Source organism: Exiguobacterium sp. s149, from assembly GCF_018618395.1.
In the GTDB taxonomy this organism is placed as follows: Bacteria; Bacillota; Bacilli; order Exiguobacteriales; family Exiguobacteriaceae; genus Exiguobacterium; species Exiguobacterium chiriqhucha.
On record NZ_JACSLZ010000006.1, the window covers coordinates 175986 to 194845 of the forward strand.

The following is an 18860-nucleotide window of genomic DNA, read 5'->3' on the forward strand; positions in this document are numbered from 1 at the left end:
AGGGGAAAAATCTGAAAAGGTGGGTCTACATTGACGATTTTTGAATGGATTACAGCACTGATGCCGATTGTGGCAGTGCTCATCTTATTGGTCATTATGCGTTTACCGGCGTCGGTTGCGATGCCACTATCTCTCGTCTTGACGGCTGGACTTGCGTTCTTCGTTTGGCAGCTCGACGCGACGCGGATCATGGCGGCGACGCTACAAGGACTTGTCATCGCCGTTACGACAGTCTGGATTGTCTACGGTGCGATTGGAATGATGAATACGATGAAAGAGGGCGGCGGTATGAACGCGATCCGTTCCGGCTTCATCAACATTACGCCCGATCCCCGGATTCAAGTGCTCATCGTCGGTTGGTTGTTCGTCTCATTCATCGAAGGCGCATCTGGTTTCGGTACACCGGCCACGGTTGCGGCACCACTGTTAATCGCACTCGGATTCCCGCCGATCGCTGCCGTTGTCATCGCCTTGTCGGCAGACGTATCGGCCGTCACGTTCGGTGCGGTCGGGACACCGGCCTTAATCGGGATTGGGAACGGGCTGTCACTTGACGTCAACCAACCCGAGACGATTGAGTTTTTGACAACCGTCGTCTTGCAGACGGTGCTCATCGATATGTTCGTTGGTCTTTTTATCCCATTCATTTTAATCTTGATGCTGACGCGATTCTTCAGTAAAGAAAAATCGATTAAGCCGGCGCTCGAAGTATTCCCGATCGCGATCGTCGCGGCGCTCGTCTATAGCATCCCGGCCTACATCTGGACACTCATCCTCGGATTCGAGTTCGGGGGTATGCTTGGTGCACTGACGGGTCTCATCATTCTCGTCACGATGGCACGCAAAGGCATCCTCATGCCGAAACGGTTATGGACGTTCGACGGTTATGCCGATGAAATCGATCAACCGCTCGAGAAGCCGTCCGTCGGCAAAAGCAAACGCGAGCTTCCGCAATGGAAAGCGTGGGCGCCTTACTTGATTTTAACGATTTTCCTCGTGTTGACGCGGACCGTGCCGTTCTTGAACGAACTGACGCGTAGCGTCCGCATCGATTTGCCGAACATTTTGAGTATCGAAGGCATCTCGACATCGTGGGAACCGTTCTATTCACCAGGCTTCATGTTCATCTTGACGATGATTGCGACGTTCTTCCTCCATAACATGAGTTGGTCGCAAGTGACCTCGGTGTTTAAAGCGACGACGCTCGGTGTCGTCGGGACGGCGATCACGCTTGCTGCTTCAGTACCGATGGTTCGGATTTTCATTCATTCGGAAAACGGTGGGGCAGGTCTCGCTTCGATGCCGGTCGAACTCGCAACGGCTGCGGCCGACACGTTCGGTGGCGTCTGGCCGCTCGTCGCACCGTGGATTGGGGCGCTCGGGGCGTTCGTTTCCGGTTCGGCTACGTTCTCAAACATGATGTTCTCGAGTTTAACGACGAATGTCGCCGAGTCGGTTGGAGTCAACGAGACACTTGCCTTGTCGATGCAGATGGCGGGGGCGAACGCCGGTAACATGATTTGCGTCTTGAACGTCGTCGCAGTCGCCTCGGTGGCAGGGCTCCTCGGAAAAGAAGGAACGATTATCCGCTATACGCTCATGCCAATGATTTATTACGTGACAGCGACCGGTCTTGTCGGTTTGATGCTCGCTGCATTCTTCTTGTAAAAAGTTACAAATTATTTACGACAATAATATTGACAATTTTCTGAACAGTCTGCTAAGGTTTTAGTAGATTTTCAAACTATGAACAGAGAGGAGCCAGCATGATGAAGTACATCCCAACACCACAACACACACACACAACATCATATGGCTACTCGTATTTGACTGCGTAATTTGGCAGCTGGATAGGGGTAGTGTCCTTTCCCTGACCATGCAAAAGACTGAAGACTCAGAAGCGTACTTCATCCGATTGGTTGCACAATCAGGTGACGTGCGCTTTTTTGCGTGCGCGGAAGGGACGAAAGGGGGAATCAGTCATGAAACTGATTAAACAATTGGATTGGTTTATTAAAAGACAGAAGCGGACGTATATCTTCGCCATCATCTTGTTGATTATCACCGGGGTCGTCGATATGCTCCCGCCGTGGATTATCGGGCAAGCGATTGATGCGATTCGTGAAGGCAGCTTGACGACAGAGCGACTCGTCCTCATCGTCGGATCATTGCTCAGCATCATGGTTTTATCGTATGTCCTTTCGTATGTATGGATTGCCCGCCTGTTCGGGACGGCGTTCCTGCTCGAGAAAAAATTGCGGGCCAGATTCTTCGGACATCTGCTCCGGCAGACACCGCGCTTTTATCAACAGCACCGCACCGGAGATTTGATGGCGCTCGCGACGAACGATTTGAAAGCGGTCGAACGGACGGCCGGGTTCGGTGTCATGACGCTCGTCGACTCGTTCAATATGACGCTCATCGCTCTCACCATCATGGGCGTGTTCATCGATTGGAAGTTGACGCTCGCGGCACTCCTACCGATGCCGCTCCTCGCCTGGTCAATGAATAAGCTCGGCCGCCAAATCCATGCCCGCTTCACAGCGGCGCAGGATGCGTTTGGCGTGATGAACGATCAAGTCGTCGAATCGATTTCAGGTCTTCGGGTCGTCCGCTCGTTCGTCCAAGAAGATGCGGATACGAAAAAGTTCGATACAATCACCGACGACGTCATGGCCAAAAACATGCACGTCGCCAAAATCGACGTCTTGTTTGAACCGGTCATTAAACTGCTCGTCGGCTTGAGTTATTTGATTGGGTTGTCGTTCGGCACGTATCTCGTGTTCACGAACGACATCACGCTCGGTCAGCTCGTCTCGTTCAACATTTATCTCGGGATGCTCATTTGGCCGATGTACGCGTTCGGAGAACTGATTAACGTCGTGCAACGGGGAACGGCTAGCCTCGAACGAATCGAAGCGACGATGAACGAGACGCCGGATGTCGTTTCGACCGGTACGGTCGAAGTCGGCGTCCCGGAGAAAATCACGTTCAAATCATTGTCGTTCCAATATCCAGGATCGACCCGTGCCTCACTCGAAGACATCGTCTTGCACGTGTCGCGTGGCGAGACGATTGGGGTCGTCGGACCGACCGGGGCTGGCAAGACGACGCTGTTGCGTCAATTGCTCCGGGAGTATCCGATTGACGACTCGTTACTCGTCAACGGTGTCCCGATTCACGACATCAAACTCGAGACGGTCCGCGGTTGGAGCGGTTACGTCTCGCAGGAACATTTGCTGTTCTCGAAGACGGTCCGCGACAACATCTTGTTCGGCTCAAACGATGCGTCGGCACAAGACCTCGAGACGGCCATCCGCCTCGCGGCGTTCGACACTGATATCGAACATTTGGAGAACGGTCTCGACACGGTCGTCGGAGAACAAGGGGTTATGCTCTCGGGCGGTCAGAAACAACGGCTCTCGATTGCCCGCGCCCTCTTGAAAGACCCGGAGATTCTGTTGCTCGACGATTCGCTTTCAGCGGTCGACGCCAAGACGGAAGCGCGCATCATCGATTCGGTCCGGACGAGCCGGGCCGAACAGACGACGTTCATCGTCGCACACCGCCTGTCCGCTGTCGCCCACGCCGACCAGATTCTTGTGTTACAAGACGGCCGTGTGACGGAGCGGGGCACGCATGACCAACTGATGGAACGACGCGGTTGGTATTATGAACAATACGTTCGACAAGGAGAGTCGGAGTAATCCGGGAAAGGGGGAATCTCTCATGATCGATCAATATGAATTAGATCCAGTCCGCAGGAAGAAAACGATCCGTTCACTCGTCGGCTATGCCAAACAAGTGAGACGCTCGATTTTCCTCGGTTTGACCTTACTATTTTTAGCGGTCGGCGCCGAATTGGCCGGACCGTATATCGCCAAAATCATCATCGACGACCACATCGTCGCCATCGAGCGGGATTGGGTACAAGTCGAGTCAGGCGGGAGTGTCGTCTTTGACGGAAACTCCTATGAAAAAGAGACGAGGCTTGACGGCGAGACGGTCGTCCGTCCCGTCTCGATCGTGCAGACGACAGACGGCTATTATCTCGTCCCTGACGCCGTCATGAGTGGTGGTGTCCGTGAGGTCGAAGAAGACGTGCTCACCATCACGCGAAGCGAAGAGAAGGCGACGTATGACAATATCGTTCCGCTCTCGTCGACCGACGTCTTCCGCTTTTACGAGACGGATTTGCGGGCCGTGCTGTTGCTATCTGGTTTGTACGTTGTCTTGCTTCTCATCGCGGCAGGGTTGAACTGGGGGCAACAGATGCTCCTGCAACGTTCGGCCCACAACATCGTCAAAACGATGCGCCTTGACGTCATGCGGCATTTGCAGACGATTCCGGTCCGTTACTTTGACCAGACGCCAATCGGGAAAATCGTCAGCCGGGTCACGAACGACACCGAGACGATTCGCGACCTATATTTGGGCGTGCTCGCACGTGTCTTCCAAAGCGTCGTCATGATGATCGGAGTCTTGATCGCCATGTTCTTCTTGGACGTGCGCCTCGGTCTCGTCTCGCTCATCATCATCCCGGTCGTTATCGTTTGGATTAAATTGTTCCAACGCCTGTCGACCCGAAACAACTTCCGTGTCCGCGCCCTCGTCGCGGATATGAACGCCCAATTGAATGAGAGCATCCAAACGATGCCGATCATTCAGTCGTACGTCAAAGAAGATCTCGTCTATGACGAGTTCAACGAGAAAAACAGTGATAACTTCCAAACAAGAAGGAAGCTGCTCAAACTGGATGCGCTCATGTCGCATAACTTGGTCAACTTCTTCCGCAACATGGCACTCGCCTTACTCATCTGGGTCGTCGGTGCGCAGACGCTCGGAACGGGGAGCGTGCTCACGCTCGGGATTTTGTACGCCTATATCGATTACGTGTCACGGATTTTTGAGCCGGTGACGCAAATCATGAACCAACTGTCTCCGCTCCAACAGGCACTCGTCTCGGCAGACCGGATGTTCCAGTTGCTCGACGAGAAAGGGGAAGACGTGTCGGCGGAACGTATCGCACGCTTTAAAGGTGAGGTCGTGTTCGACGACGTGTCGTTCAGCTATGAAGCCGGGAAGCCGGTGCTCCAACACATCGATATCCATGCGGCGCCAGGTGAGACGGTAGCGCTCGTCGGACATACCGGTAGCGGCAAGAGTTCGATTATGAACTTGCTCATGCGCTTCTATGACCCGTCAGAAGGAACGCTCAACATTGACGGCATGGACGTGACGAAACTACCGACCCAAGCCGTTCGGGCCCATCTCGGCATCGTGCTTCAAGACCCGTTCTTGTTCACGGGCTCGATTCGAACGAACGTGACGCTCGGCGACGAGACGATTTCGGACGACCGCGTATGGCGCGCATTGACGGCGGTCGGAGCCGATCGTTTCGTCAAACAGTTGCCACACGGGTTAGACGAGCCGGTCATCGAACGCGGCGCCTCGCTCTCGAGCGGAGAGCGCCAGCTGATCAGCTTCGCCCGCGCCCTCGTCTTCGACCCGGCCATCCTCGTCTTAGACGAAGCGACGGCAAGCGTCGATTCAGAGACGGAAGCACTCATCCAAGACGCGCTCAAGACGCTCACGTACGGCCGGACGACGTTCGTCATCGCGCACCGTCTCTCGACGATTCGGGAAGCGGACCAAATCCTCGTCCTCGACCACGGTCACATCATCGAGCGGGGTAACCATCAGTCGCTCATCGCGGCAGGCGGCGTTTACGCCCGGATGCATGAGCTGCAAAGTAAACAACAAGCCATCAGTTGAGGAGGTCTTATGGAGATTATCGGAAAGCATAACCGGGCCAAAGTATTCAATGAACGGATTGACGATACGACGCGGGCCCAAATCCAAACGCTCGTCGACCAACCGTTCACGCAAGGCGCCTCGATTCGAATCATGCCGGACATGCATGCCGGCAAAGGGTCGGTCGTCGGGACGACGATGACGATTCACGACAAGGTCGTACCGAACCTCGTCGGCGTCGACCTCGGGTGTGGCATGCTCTGTACGGAAATCAAGGTGAAGCGCATCGACTTTCAACGGCTCGACGACGTCATCCGTCAATACGTACCGAGCGGGATGAACATCCGGGATACAGCACACGCTTACGCCTCTGAGCTCCCGCTCGAGGACGTGCGGGCGCCGTATAAGCTGGACCGAGCCCTCCGCTCGGTCGGCACGCTCGGCTCGGGCAATCATTTCATCGAAGTGAACCGGGACGAAGCGGGACGCACGTTTCTCGTCATCCACTCCGGCTCACGCCACCTTGGTGTCCAAATCGCCGACCATTATCAACAGTTGGCGGTCGAGCACATGATGAAGACGGCCGACATTCGAGACGAGATTGAACGGATGAAGGCAACGGGACGGCAGCAGGACATCTCGGCCTATCTCGAGACGGAGCGTGAGGCACGGAAACGTTTCCGCGACCTCGCCTACGTCGAAGGGGAAGCGATGGAAGATTACATGCACGACGTGCGCATCGCACAGCAATATGCGGCCGCCAACCGTCTCGCCATGACCGACGTCATCGTCGAGGCGATGAACTGGAACGTGGTCGATCAATTCGATACGGTCCACAACTACATCGATCACGACGCGATGATGCTTCGGAAGGGGGCCATCTCGGCGCGGGACGGCGAGCGGGTCATCATTCCGATGAACATGCGCGACGGCTCGCTCATCTGTACTGGCAAGGGGAACCCAGACTGGAACTTCTCGGGACCACACGGCGCCGGTCGCGTCATGTCACGCTCGGCCGCGCGAAAACGTGTCGACTTCAACGAATTTAAAAAGTCAATGGCAGATGTCTGGTCAAGTTCGGTCCGACCATCGACGATTGACGAGTCACCGTTTGTCTATAAGTCGATGAAGGAAATCGTCCGTTATATCGAGCCGGCCGTCACCATCAATCAAATCATCAAACCGCTCTACAACTTCAAGGCGAACTGAACATCGTTTCAGTTTCGCCTTTTTCTTTTCCACGAAAAATCTGATACGCTACAAGAGAGGTGAGCGAAATGGAAAAACGATTAAGCGATTTATCAAAATATGAGCTCGAACAAGAGATTCGAGCGCTCCATGAACGGAAGCGAAAAGCCGAACAGATGGGCATGGTCAGTGAGATCGAGGTCGTCTTGCGACGGATCGCGATTGCCGAGAGTTATTTGATTGACCCGAAAACGTTCAAGCCGGGGGCGACGTATATCGTCAACTATAACGAGCGCCCGTTCCGTTTGAAATTTGTGAACGGCGTCATGGGCTGGGGGACGTTCGAAGGGGATACGGCTGAACATGCGATTCCGCTCTCGGAGCTTTCGGAGGTGAAAACATGAACCGGACCGAACAATACGAGCGCTTGGCAGAAATCTTGAAACAGAAGAACGATGTCTTGAGCGAGCTCGAGGCGTTGACGTGGGTTGAAGTGCTGTGGGAGGATTTCGAGACGACGCTCGCCCGTGCCGGTGAACCGTATCCTGGGGAAGCAAAATCGTTCCAATACGTCGTGCAACAAATCGATGCATACGGGCCCCAGCTCCACCTGTTTCAAACGAAAAATGAGAAGTTCAAACACTTGATGTCCAAGCGCGACATCCATTAAAAATCACGCCGGAAATCGGCGTGATTTTTTACTTGCAAACTGCACACAATCCGTTATAATAAAGGTCGCTATTAGTTCGCTTTGTAGTTAAGTATTTATAAACTTTCTTTAGTTGGAATCATCTTTCACTAAACTTGAAGCAAAGCCGAAAGGAGGGATTGTGACTTGGAAGTCGGTCAAAAAATCAAGCGGCTCCGCGTCAAGAAAGGGCTGACGCAAGAAGAGTTGGCCGAGCGCACGGATTTGAGTAAAGGCTATATTTCTCAAATCGAGCGTGATTTGAGTTCACCTTCGCTTGAGACACTATTCGACTTGTTGGAAGTGCTCGGATGTTCGCCGAAAGAGTTTTTTGATGAAGATGTGAATCAAAAAGTGATCTATACCGAGGACGATCGGACCGTCTACGTCGACGAGGAGCGGAAATATCGGACTGAATGGCTCATCCCGGAATCGAACGAAAAAGAGATGGAGCCCATTTTACTAACGTTCTCGAAGCAGGGCGAGTTCAAACGATATGAGCCGTCGCGATCGGAGACGTTTGTCTATGTCCTATCGGGGCACATCGCGCTAAAACTTGGCAATCATACGTACTTCGCCAAGACCGGAGAAACACTCTATTACGTCGCCTCCGATTCGCATCAACTCGTCAATGACTACGACGGCGAGAGTGAATGTTTAATCGTCGCGACCCATTCATATTTATAAGGGAGGAACTGAAATGAACCCAGAAACGATTATTCGCTTTGACAATGTGTCGAAGCGTTACGATGACACCGTCGTCTTAGAAAACATCAGCTTCGAGATTGAGAAAGGGAAGTTCTACACGTTGCTCGGGCCATCTGGATGTGGGAAGACGACGATTTTACGCTTAATCGCCGGCTTCACGGATGCGTCAGCAGGCGATATCCAGTTCAACGGGAAACGCATCAACGACGTGCCGGCGAACAAACGTCAAGTGAACACCGTGTTCCAAGACTATGCGCTCTTCCCGCACTTGAACGTGTTCGAGAACGTCGCGTTCGGTCTGCGCATCAAGAAGATGAAAGAAGCGGACGTGAAGACGAAAGTCGAACAGGCGCTCAAATTCGTCAACTTGAAAGGGTACGAGTCACGTGAAATCGATGAGATGTCAGGCGGGCAGCGCCAACGTGTCGCCATCGCCCGTGCCATCGTCAACGAACCGGAAGTCATCTTGCTTGATGAACCGCTTTCGGCGCTCGATTTGAAACTCCGGACCGAGATGCAATATGAGCTCCGCGAATTGCAACAGCGTCTCGGCATTACGTTCATCTTTGTCACGCACGACCAAGAAGAAGCGCTCGCGATGTCGGATGAGATTTTCGTCATGAACAACGGGAAAATCGTACAAAGCGGTACACCGACCGATATTTACGATGAGCCAATCAACCGCTTCGTCGCCGATTTCATCGGGGAATCGAACATCGTACCGGGCGTCATGCCAGAGGACAACGTCGTCACGTTCGCCGGGAAGACGTTCGATTGTGTCGACCAAGGGTTTGACCGCAATGAGAAAGTCGAAGTCATCATCCGGCCGGAAGATTTAGAGATGACATCGGTCGAATCTGCGAAACTTGTTGTCGACGTCGACTCGCAACTGTTCCGAGGCGTTCACTATGAGATTTGCTGCTATGACCAAGAAGGCAACGAATGGCTCGTTCATTCCACGAAAAAATCGGTCGTCGGTTCGAAAATCGGCCTCACGTTCGATGATGAGGCGATTCACGTCATGCGCTTAGGAGAGACGGAGGAAGAGTTCGACCGTCGTCTCGAGTCCTATGAGGAGGTCGCTCATGAATCAAACTAGTCAAACCGCGAAGACGGTCTATTTGACGACCTACTGGTTATGGATTGCGCTGTTCGTCATCGCGCCGCTCCTGCTCGTCGTCTACTACTCGTTTTTTGATATCGAAGGGAACTTGAGTTTAGAGAACTATCAGATGTTCTTCACGTCGACGTATTTGACGATGACGTTATCTTCCTTCTGGTATGCGTTCCTCATCACGTTCTTCTCGCTCTTGATCGGGTATCCGACCGCCTATTTATTGACGAAGACGAAGCATAAGCAACTTTGGCTTTTGCTCATCATCTTGCCATCATGGATCAACTTATTGCTCAAAGCCTATGCGTTCCTCGGCATTTTCGGGACGTACGGCATCACGAACCAGTTTTTAGAGGCGATCGGCATCGGGACGCAACAGATTTTGTTCACGGACTTCAGTTTCGTGTTCGTGTCGGTGTACATCTTCATCCCGTTCATGATTTTGCCGATTTATAACGCCATCGAGAAACTGCCGCCGTCGCTCGTCTATGCGTCGCGCGATCTCGGGGCCTCGAACTGGACGACGTTCCGCCGGGTCATCTTCCCACTCACGCTCGACGGTGTGAAGTCAGGGATTCAAATCGTCTTCATCCCGGCGTTGTCGCTCTTTATGATCACTCGACTGATTGCGGGGAACCGTGTCATCACGCTCGGGACGGCGATTGAACAACAATTCCTCGTCACGCAAAACTGGGGCATGGGCTCGACGATTGCCGTGTTCTTGATTTTGGCGATGGTCCTCGTCATGGTCATCACACGTGACTGGGGTGCGAAAGGAGCGGTGCGTCGATGAAACCGAAAAAATTTAAATTAGCTAACCTCTATTTGATGGCGGTGTTCTTCATCCTCTATGCACCGATTCTCTATTTGGTCGTCTACTCGTTCAACAGCGGCGGGACGATGAGTAACTTTGAAGGCTTTACGCTCGATTGGTACAAGTCGCTCTTTACCGACACCCGCCTGCTCGTCATCGTCTTAAACACAATCGTCATCGCCTTGCTGTCGGCGACGATTTCAACCGTGCTCGGCGTCATCGGGGCGCTCGCCATCTATACGGCGCGGCAACGCTTCACGAAGACGTCACTCTTGTCGCTCAACAACGTGTTGATCGTCAGCCCGGACGTCATCATCGGGGCGTCGTTCCTCATCTTGTTCACGATGCTCGGGATTCAGCTCGGCTTTTATTCGGTGCTATTGGCGCACATCGCCTTCTCGGTACCGATTGTCGTCATCTTGGTGTTGCCGAAGCTGCAAGAGATGAGCCCGACGCTCATCGATGCGTCGCGTGACCTCGGCGCAAGTACGTGGGACGTATTGACGAAAGTCATCTTGCCGTACATCACACCGGGAATCTTTGCCGGGTTCTTCACGGCGCTCACGTATTCGCTCGATGACTTTGCCGTCACGTTCTTCGTGACGGGCAACGGCTTTACGACACTTGCCGTTGAAGTCTACTCACGCGCCCGTCAAGGCATCTCGCTCGAGATTAACGCCTTGTCAGCCATCTTGTTCTTGTTCACACTCATTCTCGTCCTTGGGTATTATGTGCTCGCCCAACGCGGTGGTAAAGCGAAGGAGGTAAGACGATGAAAAAATTGGTCATCATGTTGACGGTGCCGGTCGTCGTCAGTTTCGGCCTCTTGCTCTGGGTGTATCAAATCAATATGGCGCAAGGATTCGGCGGCGATAACACGCTCGTCGTCTACAACTGGGGCGATTATATCGATGAAGACTTGATTGGAGAGTTCGAGGAAGAGACGGGCTTGAAAGTCATCTATCAGACTTTTGACTCGAACGAGGCGATGCTCACTAAAATCGAGCAAGGCGGCACGGCGTTCGACATCGCCGTCCCGTCGGATTACGCCATCAGTAAAATGATTGAAGAAGACCTGCTCTTGCCAATCGATTATGACAAGCTCAAGAACTTCGATAACATTGACCCACGTTTCCTCGACAAGTCGTTCGACCCGGGCAACACGTACTCGGTCCCTTACTTCTGGGGGACGGTGGGCATCGTGTATAACCCTGAACTCGTCGACGGTGAGATTACGTCATGGAACGACCTATGGGACATGCCGCTCGAGAATGACATCTTGCTCGCAGACGGGACGCGTGAAGTGATGGGCTTCGGTCTGAACTCACTCGGTTACTCGCTCAACACGACGGACAAAGATGAGCTGCTCGAAGCGGAGAAGAAGCTCGAGACACTCTGGCCGAACATTAAAGCGATCGTCGGCGATGAAATCAAGATGCTCATGGCCAATCGCGAAGCGGCCGCGGCCGTCGTCTGGTCAGGTGACGCCTCCGAAATCATGTACGAGAACGAAGAGTTGACGTACGTCATCCCGGAAGAAGGGACGAATCTTTGGTTCGACAACCTCGTCATTCCGAACACATCGAAAAACGTCGAAGGCGCTCATCAGTTCATCGACTTCATGCTCGACGCGGAAATCGCGGCCCGAAACACCGATTATGTTGGCTATTCTACACCGAACGAAGCGGCACTTGAATTTTTGGATGAAGAAGTGACATCAGACGAACGCTTCTATCCGACGAAAGAAGTGACGGATGAGCTCGAAGTGTATGAGAACTTAGGCAAGCGCATGAACGCGTATTATAACGAACTATACTTGCGCTTTAAAATGCAGAGTAAATAAAAGGAGTCCCGCTCACCGTGAGCGGGACTTTTTTGGATGGGGCGGGGAATCATGTCACCCGTTGCTTGGCGGCGATATGGGCCTTCTTGACAGCTTCGTCCGCAGATGCGAATTGGAGCAGGTGCTCGTAGATGGCCGTCTGTTCGGCCAACGTCAAACGGGCCTCGCCTGACAAGGCAATCTGTTGTTTCCATGTCTTCCGGTTCAATACGGGAACGCCGGCCACGTCGATGCGCTTCAAGGTCGACCGATCGCTGAAGACGATCCAAGAGTGGAGCAGACTCCGCTCCACAGCAAGCGTTTGTTCCATCGCTTTCATATGTAACTCGTTTTGTTTGATCGGATTGAAAAATCGAAACTTCTTTCGGTTCGGCATCGATTGGGTCCAATGGCGTTCTTGTTCATGTCCAAAAATCCAGCCGCTATAATTTTTCGACTCAATCACGTGGACGCCGCTCTTGTTGATGAACACCACATCGATTTCAGTCGTACGCTCTCGATTCTTTGGATGGGGCAAATATAGATTCGTCAAGATGAGGGGGTTCGGGACGCGCTCCTCGATGGCGGCGACACATAAATATTCGCCGTATAAGCCGGTGTCTTGAACGACTTTGAAATAGCTGTGTCCGGTCTGGGCATAATAGCGGCTCCGTTTATAACGCTTGACCTTCCTATACAATATACCGCTCATCACCAGGAACAAAGGACCGAATAGACTGACCAATGAAATCATCATTCCGTTAAGCATGCTCGTGAGAAGCTCGGACATAGTCTGCCTCCTTTCGTGTCTCTTTTTACTATATCGAAAAGAGCTGAATTTTAGGGTGATTTTTGGGTTAAATTGGAAATGTAATTTTGAGAAAAGGATATCTTTTGACTAAAAAAGACCAGCCACCGAGATGACTGGTCTTCTACATTCAGCTCTGTTGCAACTCGGCCCTTTCTTCGTCCGTGAACACGCGGGAACGGCTTAAAAACCGTTTTCCTTCGACGCCCTCGACCGAGAACATACCGCCCCGGCCCTCGACGACGTCGATGATGAGCTGGGTGTGTTTCCAATAATCGTATTGCTTCTCGTGCATATAAAATGGACAACCGCCGATTTCTCCGAGCAGGACGTCATGATCGCCAATCATGAACTCGTCTTGCGGGAAACACATCGGGGAGCTCCCGTCACAACAACCGCCCGACTGGTGAAACAAGAGCGGTCCATGTTTTCGTTTCAGCTGTTCGAGGAGCGCGAGCGTGGCGGGGGTGGCCTCGACGCGGTTCACCATCTCAGAAGAACCCGAGTTTTTGTTCGCTATAGCTGACGAGCATGTTTTTTGTCCGTTGATAATGGTTGAGCATCATCTTATGGTTCTCGCGGCCAATCCCAGACATTTTGTATCCACCGAACGCGGCATGGGCCGGATATTGGTGATAGCAGTTAATCCAGACGCGACCCGCTTGAATCTCGCGACCGAAGCGGTAGGCGCGGTTCATGTCACGCGTCCAGACGCCGGCACCGAGTCCGTATAACGTGTCGTTCGCGATGGCGAGCGCCTCGGCGTCGTCTTTGAACGTCGTCACCGATAGGACCGGTCCGAAGATCTCTTCTTGGAAGATGCGCATCTTGTTATGGCCTTTGAAGATGGTCGGCTGCACATAATAGCCGTCGGCGAGTTCGCCGTCCATCATGTTGCGTTCGCCGCCGATGAGGCACTCTGCGCCTTCCGACTTTCCGATCTCCAAATACGACAAGATTTTTTCCATCTGCTCATTCGAGGCTTGGGCACCCATCATGACGTCAGGGTCGAGCGGATTGCCGAGCTTGATTGCTTTGACTCGTTCGAGCACCCGTTCCATGAACGGCTCATAAATCGACTCGTGGATAAGCGCGCGCGAAGGGCATGTACACACCTCACCTTGATTCAAGGCGAACATGACGAGTCCTTCAATCGACTTGTCAAAGAAATCATCATCAGCGTCCATGATGTCCGCGAAGAAGATGTTCGGTGACTTCCCGCCGAGTTCGAGTGTGACCGGGATGATGTTTTGTGAGGCGTATTGCATGATGAGTCGACCTGTCGTCGTCTCACCCGTGAAGGCGACTTTGTCGACGCGGTCGCTCGACGCGAGCGGTTTGCCGGCCTCGAGCCCGAATCCGTTGACGATATTCAACACGCCGGGCGGGAGCAGGTCTTCAATCAGTTCCATGAGCACCATGATTGAAGCCGGCGTCTGCTCAGCTGGTTTTAACACGATACAGTTTCCGGCAGCGAGGGCCGGTGCGACTTTCCAGACCGCCATCAAGATTGGGAAGTTCCATGGGATGATTTGGGCTACGACACCGAGCGGTTCATTGAAATGATAAGCGACCGTGTCGTTGTCGAGTTCACTGATGCCGCCTTCCTGTGACCGGATGACGCCCGCGAAATAGCGGAAGTGATCGATGGCGAGCGGGAGGTCGGCGTTGAGCGTTTCGCGGACGGCTTTCCCGTTCTCCCATGTCTCGGCGTAAGCGAGCATCTCGAGGTTCGCTTCCATACGATCGGCAATCTTATTTAAAATGACGGAGCGTTCTGTGACCGACGTTTTGCCCCATGCGTCTTTGGCGGCATGGGCCGAATCCAAGGCGAGCTCGATATCTTCTTTCGTTGAGCGAGCGACTTCGCATAAAACTTTACCATTTACCGGAGAGGTGTTCTCAAAATATTCTCCCCCCGCAGGCGCTGTCCATTTTCCGTTGATGTAATTCTCATAGCGGTCTTTAAAGTGTACTTTCGTGCCTGTCGAGTTTGGGACTTCATAAATCATGGTCGTTCCTCCCTTTTCCGTAAAGTATAGGAGAGACTATGTATGCGCTTACATTTTATTGTAAGTCAACAGCTCCCTTTTTCCATCGTAACGGGTCGTTGTGATAAAAGTCAAAATTTTTTGACAATAATTTGTCACATTTGAATTGATATGTTTTGAAGTCAAGATTTGTGGTAAACATCATATTAGTATCAATTTCAAATCGAAGGAGTGGACGGATTCATGGCAAAAGCATATCAAGTCGATCCAGCACACAGTACCATCAACTTTACGGTCAAGCATATGATGATTTCGAAAGTAAAAGGAGAGTTCAAAGATTTTCAGGTCGTGGCGAACGGGCAACCCGATGATCTCGCGAACGCAAGCGTGAAGGTGACGATTAAGGCGGCATCAATCGATACGAACAACAGTGACCGTGACAACCATTTACGGTCTGGAGACTTCTTCGATGTGGAGCAACACGAGGACATCGTGTTCGAGTCGACATCGTTCCGCTCAAAAGGTGGCGGTGAATTCGAATTGACCGGGAATTTAACGATTCGCGGGACGACCCGGGAAGAGACGTTCGAAGTCGAGTACGAGGGAAGCGCGAAAGATCCGTGGGGCAACATGAAACACGCCTTTACCGGGGACGGGTCGATCAACCGGGAAGATTACGGATTGACGTGGAACCAGGCGCTCGAAGCGGGTGGCGTTCTCGTCGATAAAAAAGTCAAATTTGACTTTGAGCTCCAGTTCACGGAGTCAGAGGCATAAAAAAAGTCGCTCCTGTGAGCGACTTTTTACTGTTAGTAGGCCAATTTCTTTTGCAAGCTCTCTTCACTGAACACCCAGCCAGTGAATGAAGACAACACTTCATTCGATTCTTCGTCGACGATGACGACGGCGACGAACGGATAGATATCTTTCGCGAAATAACGTAAGTTCGTGAAGCGATACTCGATCATCCCATTGTGGTGTGTGACCGTATACGTGTGAATCTTCGAGAATTCGAGGAACGATTGAAGATCCGCATTTTTACGCGCTTCCACGAAGTGAAGGTCATCTTCACCTGGCATCGGCTTGTCACGGAAACGACCGCATTCGATGACCGTCCCTTTTTTCACTTTGACGGCACCTAAACCGTTGCGGAATCGAACGGCGACATGCCAGTCATCCCAACCGATACCTGGCGAGATGAACAGTTCGTGTGCACCAGCGAAGTGACGGGCGACCGTGGCGAGGGCGCGGTTACGCAACTTGAATTGAATCGCGTAATAGCTGATGACGAGCGCAATGAGCAATGCAAAAATCGGGACAGTCGCCCCTGTGATAAGCCATAATACATATGCCCCATAGTAGGCAGAGAACAAATACGGATCAAACGTCCCGATGACGCCCCAGCCAATCCATTTTTTCGAAAACGGTTGGAGGGCCTGCGTCCCGTAGGCGTTAAATAAGTCGACCGTGACGTGCAGCAACACAGCGATTTGTGCCATGACCCATAGTGAGGCGGGGTTGACGCCAAGCGCGAGTCCGATGACGGCGCTGACGATGATCGGCCAGGCGAGTAATGCGGTTATTCCGTGTGAACGACCGCGGTGCTGGCGTAAATACGTGCTATTTCCTTTTAGTTTGAAGACCGTGTCAAAGTCCGGAGCGTGCGAGCCGACGAGCGCCGTCGCTGTCATGGCTAGAAACATTTGTGCGTCGCCTGACACCTCCGGGCTGAGTGTCGCGATTGCACTTAAACCTAGTCCCATCCCAATGTGAGTAGCAGTATCCAATGTGCTTCAGCACCTCCATAAAAGTAGAAAAACCGCATATTTTAATCCACTACATCATACAATATTTTTAAAACGAGGGGAAACAAAATGCTCGATGTTGATAAATTGTTCACAAATTATAATATTCAAGAATTTAACACAAATTTAGTGACGTGGTTCAATCGCGAAAAGCGTGATTTGCCATGGCGCCACGGAAAAAATCCATATCGGGTCTGGGTGAGCGAAGTTATGCTCCAACAGACGCGCGTTGATACCGTCATCCCATACTATAACCGTTTCATGGAGCGGTTCCCGACGATTGAGACATTGGCAGCGGCCGAACCCGATGAGGTCGTCAAATATTGGGAAGGACTCGGTTATTATTCACGGGTCCGTAACCTTCATCAAGCCGTCCGAGAGGTCGTTGCCGTGTACGACGGGATCGTCCCCGAGGAAAAAGAGCGGTTCGAAAAGCTGAAAGGTGTCGGACCGTATACGACCGGGGCGGTGTTGTCGATTGCCTACAATCAGCCGGAACCGGCCGTCGATGGCAACGTTATGCGCGTCATGTCTCGTCAATTCGGGATTTATGACGACATCGCCATCCCGAAGACACGAAAACTGTTCGAACAAGTCGTGCGCCAACTGATGGACCCGGCGCATGCCTCAGACTTTAACGAAGGCATCATGGAGCTCGGGGCGACGGTATGCACGCCGAAAAACCCGATGTGTTCGCTCTGTCCCGTTCAAGACGATTGTTATGCTTATACCCATAACGTGCAAGATGAACTCCCGGTCAAGACGAAAAAAGGAGCGGCTCGGATTGAGATGTACGATGCGCTCTACTGTCGGCAGGACGGTCGGACCGCATACGTGAAACGCCCGGACGCCGGTCTGCTCGCTGGAATGTGGCAATATCCGCTTACAGACCGCGGAACGGGGGAACAGTTAAACGGAACCTATATTGGACAAGTGAAACATGTGTTTTCTCATATCGTCTGGTACATCGATTTATATGAAGTCGAGACGCTGCCGGACGGCGAGTGGGCTTGGCTCGACGAAGAGGCGCGCAACGTGGTGACGGTATCGGTCGCCCAACAAAAATTAGAGCAGATGGCAGGTGCGAAAGATGAGACAGTTTGATGTACGAACACGATTCGACACGTCTGTGGACACATTATGGACGTTGCTTCAAGACGCTTCGCTCTTATCAAAACTGACGTCCTTCCCGAAAGTGACGCTCGTTGGGGATGGGGCCTCGGTCGAGGGGAACGTCGTTCAGCTCCGCATCGGGGTCGGGCCGGTCGCTTTGCCTTGGAATAGCGCCATCACATTGGCCGGAGACCGTGCCTTTTGTGATCAAGGCGTGAAGTTGCCGTTTCCGTTCCGTCGCTTCAGTCACGTCCACCGCGTCGAACAAGTGGACGGACAAGCCGTCATGGTCGACGAGGTCACGTTCGACAGTTACGTGCCGGCTGTCCTCGTCGAGTACTTCGTGCTCCGGCCGATGTTCAAAGCGCGAGCCGAGGCATTCCAAAAAACACTAAATTCGTGAAAATAAGAGATTTCCTTTTTCATTGGTTCTGAAAGTCGCTATAATTAAATATGAGAATTGTATAGCATCATAGCGGAAAGGAGGAGCTTATGAGCTTATTTCCCAAAGCAGGTAGCAAGATCGAGATACAGAGCTACAAGCACAACGGAACTTTGCATCGCGTTTGGGAAGAAACGCTCGTCCTTCAGTCGTCAAAAACGGATATGATCGGATTCAATGACCGAATTATGGTCAGTGAGTCAGACGGTCGGCAATGGAGAACACGTGAGCCGGCAATTTGCTACTTTTCATCTGAGTTTTGGTTCAATGTCATCTGCATGATTCGCGAAGATGGGATTTACTACTACTGTAATCTAGGTTCGCCGACAACGTTCGATGGGGCAGAACGTGCCATCAAGTACATCGATTACGATTTGGACATCAAGGTGTTCCCGGATATGTCGTACACGATTTTAGATGAGGATGAATATGAGCGGCATCGTCGCGAGATGAATTATCCGAAAGCGATTGATCGAATCTTGAAACAGAACGTTCAAGAACTTATTAACTGGATTCGAGGACGGAAAGGGCCGTTCAACCCAACATTCGTCGATGAATGGTATCGCGAATACGAAGCACGTTACCGGAGATGATTGCTCATCTCCGCTTTTTT

General features: G+C 52.3%; 19 protein-coding genes. 15 read left to right on the forward strand and 4 right to left on the reverse strand.

Annotated elements, in window-relative coordinates; genetic code table 11:
• Positions 1-30: 30 nt before the first annotated feature.
• The 11 genes from KNP81_RS10480 to KNP81_RS10530 all read left to right on the forward strand — a co-directional run bounded on the left by KNP81_RS10480 (position 31) and on the right by KNP81_RS10530 (position 12109).
• Entirely contained in the window at positions 31-1668 is a 1638-nt protein-coding gene (locus KNP81_RS10480) for an L-lactate permease (RefSeq protein ID WP_214719895.1), read from the forward strand.
• A 314-nt stretch (positions 1669-1982) separates the two neighbouring features.
• Complete coding sequence (locus tag KNP81_RS10485) at positions 1983-3707, forward strand: ABC transporter ATP-binding protein (protein ID WP_214719896.1); 1725 nt, start codon at positions 1983-1985, stop codon at positions 3705-3707.
• A 22-nt stretch (positions 3708-3729) separates the two neighbouring features.
• Positions 3730-5775, forward strand: a complete 2046-nt coding sequence (locus tag KNP81_RS10490) for an ABC transporter ATP-binding protein (protein ID WP_214719897.1) — start codon at positions 3730-3732, stop codon at positions 5773-5775.
• A 9-nt stretch (positions 5776-5784) separates the two neighbouring features.
• Positions 5785-6963 (forward strand): RtcB family protein, encoded by a 1179-nt coding sequence (locus KNP81_RS10495; RefSeq protein WP_214719898.1) that lies wholly within the window; start codon positions 5785-5787, stop codon positions 6961-6963.
• 68 nt (positions 6964-7031) lie between these two features.
• The gene (locus KNP81_RS10500; protein WP_214719899.1) at positions 7032-7346 is read left to right on the forward strand and encodes a YfhH family protein; all 315 of its coding nucleotides are present in this window, start codon (positions 7032-7034) and stop codon (positions 7344-7346) included.
• Complete coding sequence (locus KNP81_RS10505; RefSeq protein WP_021067754.1) at positions 7343-7612, forward strand: YfhJ family protein; 270 nt, start codon at positions 7343-7345, stop codon at positions 7610-7612. The genes KNP81_RS10500 and KNP81_RS10505 overlap by 4 nt, the downstream gene beginning before the upstream one ends.
• A gap of 165 nt (positions 7613-7777) precedes the next feature.
• A complete protein-coding gene (locus KNP81_RS10510; protein WP_021067753.1) occupies positions 7778-8317 on the forward strand; it encodes a helix-turn-helix domain-containing protein in 540 nt (179 codons plus the stop codon).
• 13 nt (positions 8318-8330) lie between these two features.
• Positions 8331-9437 (forward strand): ABC transporter ATP-binding protein, encoded by a 1107-nt coding sequence (locus KNP81_RS10515; protein WP_029596016.1) that lies wholly within the window; start codon positions 8331-8333, stop codon positions 9435-9437.
• Entirely contained in the window at positions 9424-10245 is an 822-nt protein-coding gene (locus KNP81_RS10520) for an ABC transporter permease (protein ID WP_034780994.1), read from the forward strand. The genes KNP81_RS10515 and KNP81_RS10520 overlap by 14 nt, the downstream gene beginning before the upstream one ends.
• Positions 10242-11042: an ABC transporter permease gene (locus KNP81_RS10525; protein WP_021067750.1), complete on the forward strand. Its 801-nt coding sequence runs from the start codon at positions 10242-10244 to the stop codon at positions 11040-11042. Before KNP81_RS10520 ends, KNP81_RS10525 begins: the two co-directional genes overlap by 4 nt.
• On the forward strand, positions 11039-12109 hold the full coding sequence (locus KNP81_RS10530; RefSeq protein WP_214719900.1) for an ABC transporter substrate-binding protein: 1071 nt from the start codon (positions 11039-11041) through the stop codon (positions 12107-12109). The genes KNP81_RS10525 and KNP81_RS10530 overlap by 4 nt, the downstream gene beginning before the upstream one ends.
• 49 nt (positions 12110-12158) lie before the next feature.
• Here KNP81_RS10530 and KNP81_RS10535 read toward each other — a convergent pair whose 3' ends face one another.
• The 3 genes from KNP81_RS10535 to exaC form a co-directional block, all read right to left on the reverse strand.
• A complete protein-coding gene (locus KNP81_RS10535; RefSeq protein WP_214719901.1) occupies positions 12159-12878 on the reverse strand; it encodes a nuclease-related domain-containing protein in 720 nt (239 codons plus the stop codon).
• A gap of 148 nt (positions 12879-13026) precedes the next feature.
• Positions 13027-13386, reverse strand: a complete 360-nt coding sequence (locus KNP81_RS10540; RefSeq protein ID WP_131438319.1) for a DUF779 domain-containing protein — start codon at positions 13384-13386, stop codon at positions 13027-13029.
• Between the two features lies 1 nt (position 13387).
• Entirely contained in the window at positions 13388-14908 is a 1521-nt protein-coding gene (gene exaC, locus KNP81_RS10545) for an acetaldehyde dehydrogenase ExaC (RefSeq protein WP_021067746.1), read from the reverse strand.
• A gap of 222 nt (positions 14909-15130) precedes the next feature.
• Here exaC and KNP81_RS10550 point away from each other — a divergent pair, with 222 nt between their 5' ends.
• Complete coding sequence (locus KNP81_RS10550) at positions 15131-15664, forward strand: YceI family protein (protein ID WP_214719902.1); 534 nt, start codon at positions 15131-15133, stop codon at positions 15662-15664.
• A gap of 32 nt (positions 15665-15696) precedes the next feature.
• On the opposite strand, the gene KNP81_RS10555 is transcribed toward KNP81_RS10550, so the two are convergent.
• On the reverse strand, positions 15697-16674 hold the full coding sequence (locus KNP81_RS10555) for a metal-dependent hydrolase (RefSeq protein WP_214719903.1): 978 nt from the start codon (positions 16672-16674) through the stop codon (positions 15697-15699).
• Positions 16675-16761: 87 nt separating this feature from the next.
• Between KNP81_RS10555 and mutY the strand changes: the two genes are divergently transcribed.
• The 3 genes from mutY (at position 16762) to ntdP (ending at position 18840) form a co-directional block, all read left to right on the forward strand.
• The gene (gene mutY / locus KNP81_RS10560) at positions 16762-17796 is read left to right on the forward strand and encodes an A/G-specific adenine glycosylase (protein ID WP_214719904.1); all 1035 of its coding nucleotides are present in this window, start codon (positions 16762-16764) and stop codon (positions 17794-17796) included.
• On the forward strand, positions 17783-18208 hold the full coding sequence (locus tag KNP81_RS10565) for an SRPBCC family protein (protein ID WP_214719905.1): 426 nt from the start codon (positions 17783-17785) through the stop codon (positions 18206-18208). The genes mutY and KNP81_RS10565 overlap by 14 nt, the downstream gene beginning before the upstream one ends.
• A gap of 89 nt (positions 18209-18297) precedes the next feature.
• Positions 18298-18840 (forward strand): nucleoside tri-diphosphate phosphatase, encoded by a 543-nt coding sequence (gene ntdP / locus KNP81_RS10570; protein WP_021067741.1) that lies wholly within the window; start codon positions 18298-18300, stop codon positions 18838-18840.
• The last annotated feature ends 20 nt before the right edge of the window (positions 18841-18860 follow it).